Origin of the sequence: Hadarchaeum sp. (SeqCode) (genome assembly GCF_049969415.1) — an archaeon.
Taxonomy (GTDB): Archaea; Hadarchaeota; Hadarchaeia; order Hadarchaeales; family Hadarchaeaceae; genus Hadarchaeum.
Genome location: NZ_JBMFOX010000057.1, coordinates 1 through 4127, shown reverse-complemented (window position 1 = coordinate 4127; position 4127 = coordinate 1). Strand labels below are relative to the sequence as shown.

5 protein-coding genes are annotated in these 4127 nt (G+C 54.9%); all 5 read right to left on the bottom strand.

All coding sequences use genetic code 11. The annotated features are described in order from the left end of the window. The coding region (locus ACP5PX_RS07430; RefSeq protein ID WP_428085335.1) for a sugar phosphate nucleotidyltransferase at positions 1 to 346 on the bottom strand (346 nt) is incomplete at its 3' end. Continuing rightward, complete coding sequence (gene rfbD, locus ACP5PX_RS07425) at positions 343 to 1269, bottom strand: dTDP-4-dehydrorhamnose reductase (protein ID WP_428085334.1); 927 nt, start codon at positions 1267 to 1269, stop codon at positions 343 to 345. The genes rfbD and ACP5PX_RS07430, both read right to left, overlap by 4 nt. 17 nt (positions 1270 to 1286) lie before the next feature. After that, positions 1287 to 2309, bottom strand: a complete 1023-nt coding sequence (locus ACP5PX_RS07420; RefSeq protein WP_428085333.1) for a GDP-mannose 4,6-dehydratase — start codon at positions 2307 to 2309, stop codon at positions 1287 to 1289. Next, positions 2306 to 2536: a Trm112 family protein gene (locus ACP5PX_RS07415; protein WP_428085332.1), complete on the bottom strand. Its 231-nt coding sequence runs from the start codon at positions 2534 to 2536 to the stop codon at positions 2306 to 2308. The genes ACP5PX_RS07420 and ACP5PX_RS07415 overlap by 4 nt, the downstream gene beginning before the upstream one ends. Positions 2537 to 2538: 2 nt before the next feature. After that, the gene (locus ACP5PX_RS07410; RefSeq protein WP_428085331.1) at positions 2539 to 3933 is read right to left on the bottom strand and encodes a UDP-glucose dehydrogenase family protein; all 1395 of its coding nucleotides are present in this window, start codon (positions 3931 to 3933) and stop codon (positions 2539 to 2541) included. Positions 3934 to 4127: the final 194 nt, after the last annotated feature.

Below are 4127 nucleotides of genomic sequence, written 5' to 3'. Positions count from 1 at the left end.
CCTGGATGCTCTGGCCGATCAGGTTGTCCCCCAGATACATGAGGAAGGGGTCATCGCCCAGGAATTCCCGGGCCACCATGACGGCGTGAGCGAGGCCCTTGGGCTCCTCCTGGAGGATAAAAGTGAAATTGAATTGCCATGGGTTTACGGAAAGGGCTTCTTTGATGCGCTCCCCAGTCTCAGGGGCGATGATAACCCCTATATCCTTTATTCCCGTGCTTTCGATTTGGTCCATGACGTAATGAAGGATTGGTCGGTTGGCGACGGGGACAAGCTGTTTAGGAAGGGTGTAGGTCAGAGGACGAAGCCGGGTGCCTTTTCCTCCGCAAAGGACCAACGCCTTCATTGTTCAATCGCCTCCTTAATCCTTTGGATTTGGGCTGCAAGTGATTCTTTCCAATGAGGCATGATATCCAACCCCTGGACTCTGAGCATGAAATTCTCCAGGACAGAGTTGGCTGGCCGTTTCGCCGGAGTGGGAAATTCGGCACTGGTCACCGGCCTCAAAGTGATAGGTCTTAGGCCCTGGGTGTTAGGTATTAGGTGCACTGAGCCGTCAGGGTTACTTTCCGCTTTATAGCCCACGCACTTGAAGATCTCCACAGCGAACTGGAATCGGGTGCAACTCCCCTGGGATGTGCAGTGATAGAGTCCATAGCAGTGGGTTTCGATCAGGAGCTTAATCTGGTGAGCCACGTCCCCAACAAAGGTAGGGGTACCCCGCTGATCTTTAACGACCCGTATTTCTTCCTGCTCGCGTGCAAGTTTAAGCATTGTTTTGACAAAGTTTCGTCCGTGAGCGCTGTAGAGCCAGGCAACTCGCAGAATGAAGGAGCGCGGGTTTTGCTCCCTAACCATTTGCTCTCCTACGAGTTTAGACCAGCCATAGATGTTCACCGGATTGGGAGGGTCATACTCTAAATACGGTTCATCCTTTCCCCCATCGAAGACGTAATCAGTGCTGATGTGAACAAGCTTCGCCCCCACCTCCCGCGCCGCGATGGCTACATTCCGTGCTCCAACCGCATTGACAAGAAAAGCCTTCTCTCGGTTACTCTCACACCCATCTACATCAGTGTAGGCTGCGGCATTTATAATGATGTCTGGAATAACTAGTTTGGCCAAAGATAAAATTTGAGGCAGATTGGTGATATCGGCCTCCTGGCGCGTTGCAGGAATGACCTCATGGGTTTCTTGGAGGACTTTGCATACTTCTGACCCCAGTTGCCCTGTCGCCCCTATAACAAGAACTCGCAAGACAGCTTTCACCCTCTTCGGTCTTCACCTCATGGGCGAACATTCCTCGCCCAATTCTGGTTCTGTAAATACCATTCTATTGCCTTTTGTAGACCCTCCCTCAAAAGAGTTTGAGGCTTCCAGCCCAACAGAGAGCGAGCTTTGGAAATATCGGCCCAGGTGGCGGGAACATCAGCGGGATGTTTGGGCTTATAAACGACCTGTGCCTTTTTGCCCAAAAGCTCCTCAATGATGGAGATCACGTGATTGAGAGGCACTGGATGGTCGGAGCCGAGGTTGATGATTTCGTAGATGGATGAAGAGTGTGATGTGTGGCATGAAGAGAGGAAGAGATGGAGGGCGGAGAGGGTGCCGCGGGCGATGTCGTCCACGTAGGTAAAATCCCGCTTCTGAGTGCCGTCGCCGTAGATAATCACCGGCTCCCCTTCCGCGATCCAGCGGATGAACCGAAAGATGCTCATATCAGGCCTCCCAGCCGGGCCATAAACGGTGAAGTATCGGAGCACTATGATGTTGAGCCCATAGAGCTGATGGTAGGTGTAACAAAGCGTTTCGGCGGCCTTTTTGGAGGCAGCGTATGGGGATAAAGGGCGATCCGTCGGCTGGTCCTCCTTGAAGGGGTGAGTAGTGAGGTGCGAAGAGGGAGGGGAGCCATAGACGCTGGAGGTGGAGGCCAAGATGAACTTGTCTACCCTGTGCCGCCGACAGAGCTCCAGGAGATTGAGGGTACCGATGACATTTGTTTCGTAGTACGCCCAAGGGTCCTCCAGACTTTGGCGTACTCCGGCTCGGGCGGCCAGGTTTACCACGGCGTCGAACTTCTCTCGCCGGAAGAGGTCCTCCAGGTATTCGCAGTCGCTGATGTCCGCCCGGTAGAAGGTGAAATCTGGATGTGTTCGTAACTGTTCGAGGCGCCACTCCTTCAGCTTGGGATCGTAGGCCGTATTGAGGTTATCGACGCCTACTACAGCGTTTCCCTCAGCGAGCAAAAGTTCGCTCACTTTCCAGCCGATGAAGCCCGCGCAGCCAGTAACCAATACCTTCATCTTCATAAGTCTTCCTGGCAAAGAGGGATCGCTTTGTCGATGAGCATTAAAGGGATGCCCTCTTCGACAGGATATTTCGATTGACAAGCCCTGCAGATCAAACTACTTCCATCATCGGCTATCCCCAGGTTGCTCTTGTATTTAGGGCACGCGAAGATCTCCAGGAGTTCTGGATCAACCGTGTTTTTCTTCGTATCCGAACCAGTTCCTCCGCTTTGCTTTTGGTCGGCCATGGCTACCTCCCGATTCCAATGTACATAAATCCTGCCTCGCGGGCCTCTGCAGGATCGAAGAGATTCCGGCCATCGAGGAGGACTGGGGTACGCATCGTTTTGGCCAATTTGCGAAGATCGAGCTGGCGGTATTCCGGCCAGGCGGTAGCGAGCACCAGGGCATCGGCCCCTTTAGCAACGGCATAAGGGTCGGCCATGAACTCCACCTCTAGACTTTCTAGAGCCTTCCTAGCATTCTCCATAGTCATGGGCAGGGGGTCATGGGCCCGCACGTGGGCCTCCCGCTCGAGGAGCAATCGAATCAGATCCAAAGAGGGCGACTCCCGGACGTCGTCGGTGCCGGGCTTGAAGGCGAGGCCCAAGATCCCGATCACCCTTCCACGCACGCCCTTCAACACCTCCTGGAGCTTCTCCACTGCCCGCTTCCGCTGGCGGGTGTTCACCTCCCGAGCCGCGGTCACAATGGGCATTTCGTAGCCATGCTCTCTTCCCATGGCGAGGAGAGCCGCGGTGTCCTTGGGGAGGCAACTCCCGCCCCAGCCGAGGCCCGCCTGAAGGAACTTGGGACCGATGCGGGAGTCAAGGCCGATACCCCGAGCCACCTCCACCACATCAGCCCCGACCTTCTCGCAAAGCCCGGCGATCTCGTTGATGAAGCTGATTTTTAAGGCTAAGAATGCGTTGGCCGCGTATTTGATAAGTTCAGCGCTGGTGGGGGTCGTGGTGATGAGGGGAGGAAGGGTATAGCTATCCGGTCGAGGAAGGAAGCCTGGGGGATCGAAGGTCTGTTCGAGGACGGGCTGGTAGAGCCTGCGCATGGCGTCCACCCCTTCAGGGCTTTCGGCGCCGACGACGATGCGATCCGGGTAAAAAGTATCATAGAGTGCTTGGCCTTCACGCAGGAATTCCGGATTGGAAACAATTTCTACTGCGATCCTATCCCTGAGCCCTCGGTCCTCCAAAACTTTGTGAACGATATGGCGTACCCGCCGGTTGCTTCCCACGGGCACGGTGGATTTCACTGCGATGATATAACTATGTTCCGGAAGGAACGCCAAAGCCACTTCTTTGGCGGCTTCCTCCACGAACCGGGTGTCGGCCTCGCCGTTCTCCTTGGGCGGGGTTCCCACAGCGATCAGGATCACACCGGACTTTGGGACAGCTTCCCTGACTTCCGTGGTGAAACGTATACGATCTCCGACAAGTTGTAAAAGCTCAGAAAGGCCCGGCTCATGGAGCGGGATCTTTCCAGAACGGAGAAGTTCTATCTTCGTTTGGTCTTTATCCACACCCACCACTTGGTGGCCCAGGTAGGCGAGGGCTACCCCAGTGGTGAGGCCCACATAGCCCGTACCGATGACGGCCACCCTCAAGGGCCGAAAACTCTCCCTGGGCACTTCCCCTCCTAGTATAAACTGCCCACTAAAATAGAATCAAGTTTATTGCATGGCAAACGCCCTGAATCCATGTAAATTTCCAAAACCCTATTTTTCTCCGGGCTCCGTTTTTGTGCTGGGTGGGGTTTCTCGGGGTTTTTCGGCAAGCGGCTTTTCCTCGCGGAAGTAGTGCACAACGAAGGCCAGGAGCACGC

Coding starts and splice junctions, on each gene's coding strand:
- ACP5PX_RS07415 (WP_428085332.1), bottom strand. CDS start 2,536: ATGGCCGACCAAAAGCAAAGCGGAGGAACTGGTTCGGATACGAAGAAA.
- ACP5PX_RS07420 (WP_428085333.1), bottom strand. CDS start 2,309: ATGAAGATGAAGGTATTGGTTACTGGCTGCGCGGGCTTCATCGGCTGG.